Origin of the sequence: Endozoicomonas sp. ONNA1 (genome assembly GCF_024606325.1) — a bacterium.
In the GTDB taxonomy this organism is placed as follows: domain Bacteria; phylum Pseudomonadota; class Gammaproteobacteria; order Pseudomonadales; family Endozoicomonadaceae; genus Endozoicomonas_A.
In genome coordinates, this window is the sequence record NZ_JAHHPN010000198.1 from 1 (window position 1) to 3,192 (window position 3,192).

The following is a 3,192-nucleotide window of genomic DNA, read 5'->3' on the forward strand; positions in this document are numbered from 1 at the left end:
TCTCAGTGATTGAGAATCTGCCCCAAAAATGCCCTGCTACGTTCAGACTTCGGATTATTAAAGAAGACTTCCGGTGTCGCCTCTTCCACGATTTGCCCCTGATCCATAAAGATCATGCGATCTGCTACCGTTTTTGCAAAACCCATTTCATGGGTCACGCAGAGCATGGTCATGCCTTCATTGGCCAGCTCAATCATGACGTCCAGCACTTCCTTGATCATTTCCGGGTCCAGTGCCGAAGTGGGCTCATCAAACAACATGATTTCCGGGTTCATGCAGAGGCTTCGGGCAATCGCTACACGCTGTTGCTGGCCTCCAGAGAGCTGCCCGGGATATTTATCCGCCTGATCGGGAATACGGACACGCTCAAGGTATTCCATCGCCGTTTTTTCCGCTGCTTTTTTAGCGGTTTTCCTGACCCAGAGCGGTGCCAGTGTGCAGTTTTCCAGCACCGTCAGATGGGGGAACAGATTGAACTGCTGGAACACCATACCGACCTCACGACGAACCTTCTCTATATTTTTCAGATCCCGGGTCAGTTCTGTGCCATCAACAATAATCTGGCCTTCCTGATGCTCTTCCAGAGCGTTAATGCAGCGAATCAAAGTCGACTTACCCGAACCGGATGGCCCGCAGATCACGATCTTTTCGCCACGCACCACATCCAGATTAATATCTCTGAGGACATGAAAGTTGTCGTACCATTTGTTAACCCCATTCAACCTGATAACAGGGCTTGCAGGGTCTTTTACTTCCCGGACCATCTTATCCATGAAGACCTCTCATTTTCTTTAATTCTTTTCCAGTCGCTGGCTGTACTTGGATATACCAAAGCAGAACAACCAGAACACAAAGCCGGCAAACAGATAACCTTCTACAGCACTGCCCAGCCACTCGGGGTCATTCAGGGCTGCCTGAACAATCGAAAGCAGATCAAACAGACCAATCACCAATACCAGACTGGTGTCTTTGAACAGTGCAATAAAGGTGTTCACTATTCCGGGAATCACCAGACGCAGAGCCTGAGGCAGAACCACCAGTAGCATACTCTGCCAGTAACCCATTCCGAGACTCTGACAGGCTTCCACCTGCCCTTTTGGAATCGCCTGCAATCCACCACGCACCACTTCGGCCATATAAGCTGACTGGAACATGACAATTCCGATCAGGGCCCGAACCAGTTTGTCGAAAACAATTTCTTCCGGAACAAACAGAGGCAGCATGACCGACGCCATAAACAACACAGTAATCAGCGGAACCCCACGCCAGAGTTCAATATAAGCCGTACAGAAAGTGCGAATGACCGGCATGGAAGATCGCCTGCCAAGGGCCAGCAAAACGCCTACCGGTAATGATGCCAACATGCCATAAAGCGCCAGCACCAAGGTCACCATCAGGCCACCCCACTTATGAGTTTCAACCTCGGGCAGACCGAAGTAACCTCCAGACAGCACCAGCCAGGAGGTAACCGGCAATACCAGCAATCCCAAACCCAATGCCAGCTTCTTGCCGGGAATAGCCGGAATCATCAGCCAACCCAGAATCAGGGCCAACTGCACAAAAAACAGATTCACCCGCCAGATTTCACTCTCCGGATAGAAGCCGTAAATAAACTGATCCAGTCGTGCAGTGACAAAAGCCCAGCAGGCACCGTCAACATTGCAGGCCGAGCGGCTTTCTCCCGTCCAGGTAGCGTCCATAACTGCCCACTGCCATAAGGGAGGAAGGATCAGATAAAGACCGTAAATAAGCGTCAATGTGATCAGTGACTGTGAGGGCGTCGCAAACAGCTTCTCCCGCATCCAGCCTAAAACACCCCTCGAGTTGACCGGGGGCTCTCTTGCAGGAATCATTTTTTCTTCCATCATCGTGCTCTTCATTAAGAGAGTCCTTACCGCTCTACCAGCGATGCCCAACGGTTATACAAGTTCATCAAAACAGATACGGTAAGGCTGATCGTGAGATAAACGGCCATGGTCATGGCGATCACCTCAACGGCCTGACCGGTCTGGTTCAGGGTGGTTCCCGCAAAGACACTGACCAGATCCGGGTAACCTATGGCCGTCGCCAGTGAAGAGTTCTTGATCAGGTTCAGGTACTGATTGGTCAGGGGTGGAATAATCACCCGCATGGCCTGAGGAATCACCACCAGACTCAGCACGCGGCGAGGCTTGAGACCCAGAGCCGCAGCGGCTTCTTTCTGACCTTTGCTGACAGACTCAATACCAGAGCGAACGACTTCAGCAATAAAAGCCGCAGTATAAATACTCAGAGCAAACCAGAGCGCAGCCAGTTCAGGAATTAAAACCAGACCGCCGGAGAAATTAAAACCTTTTAATTCTGGTATCTCCCATCGCAACTGAGCATCCACCAGAAAGCTGGTCACGAGAGGAATCAGCACAACACTTGAAGCCATTGCTGCCTTGATATAAAGAACCATTTGCCCTTTGTTTTCTTGGTGCTGAGCTTTAAGCAGCCATGAGCGCATAAAGAATCTCAAAACCAGCACAGCAGCAAGACAGGCCATGAAAACCCAGGCAACCGTCACCATACCCGCGTTCAATTCGGGCCAGGGAAGAGAGATACCACGAACATTAATAAAGATGGAGTCAAACAGACTGATGCTTTGACGGGGGTTCGGCAGAATACCCAGAACCGCAAAGTACCAGAAGAAAATTTGCAGCAGCAGGGGAATATTGCGGAAAACCTCAATATAAATACTGGCCATTTTAGACAGGAGCCAGTTAGAGGAGAGCCGGGCCACACCAATCAGAAATCCAAGAATGGTGGCAAAGATAACGCCGAGAAAAGAGACCAGTAAAGTATTGAGTAGGCCTACCAGAAACGTTCTGCCAAAGGTATGGCTTTCGTCGTACTCCACCAGTGTCTGGATAATGCCAAAACCTGCAGACTGGGATAAAAAATCAAAGCCGGTGCTGATGCCGCGATGCTCTAGATTCGACAGGGTATTGTTCACTACCCAGGCGACCATTGCCACAACGGCAAGGATCAACAGAACCTGAAAAAGAACAGCCCGCCAGACCGGGTCGCGCCAGAGTCTTACTAACATAGGGTGCCTTTTATTAGCCATGAAGAATCCGTTCATGGCTCTACTTTTATTTTTGCTATAGGTATTTCGCTAGCAGCCTGTCGGACTTAAGGCTGTCCTACTGCGGTTGCAATAAATTGGTC

3 protein-coding genes are annotated in these 3,192 nt (G+C 50.1%); all 3 read right to left on the reverse strand.

The annotated features are described in order from the left end of the window. Positions 1-2: 2 nt before the first annotated feature. From KDK19_RS04650 to KDK19_RS04660, 3 genes are read right to left on the reverse strand one after another with little or no spacing between them, the layout of a single operon-like run. A complete protein-coding gene (locus KDK19_RS04650) occupies positions 3-773 on the reverse strand; it encodes an amino acid ABC transporter ATP-binding protein (protein ID WP_306670858.1) in 771 nt (256 codons plus the stop codon). Positions 774-791: 18 nt separating this feature from the next. Further along, positions 792-1,880: an amino acid ABC transporter permease gene (locus KDK19_RS04655; protein ID WP_257253509.1), complete on the reverse strand. Its 1,089-nt coding sequence runs from the start codon at positions 1,878-1,880 to the stop codon at positions 792-794. 11 nt (positions 1,881-1,891) lie between these two features. Next, positions 1,892-3,091 (reverse strand): amino acid ABC transporter permease, encoded by a 1,200-nt coding sequence (locus KDK19_RS04660; RefSeq protein WP_257291446.1) that lies wholly within the window; start codon positions 3,089-3,091, stop codon positions 1,892-1,894. Positions 3,092-3,192: the final 101 nt, after the last annotated feature.

Coding starts and splice junctions, on each gene's coding strand:
- KDK19_RS04655 (WP_257253509.1), bottom strand. CDS start 1,880: ATGAAGAGCACGATGATGGAAGAAAAAATGATTCCTGCAAGAGAGCCC.
- KDK19_RS04650 (WP_306670858.1), bottom strand. CDS start 773: ATGGATAAGATGGTCCGGGAAGTAAAAGACCCTGCAAGCCCTGTTATC.
- KDK19_RS04660 (WP_257291446.1), bottom strand. CDS start 3,091: ATGGCTAATAAAAGGCACCCTATGTTAGTAAGACTCTGGCGCGACCCG.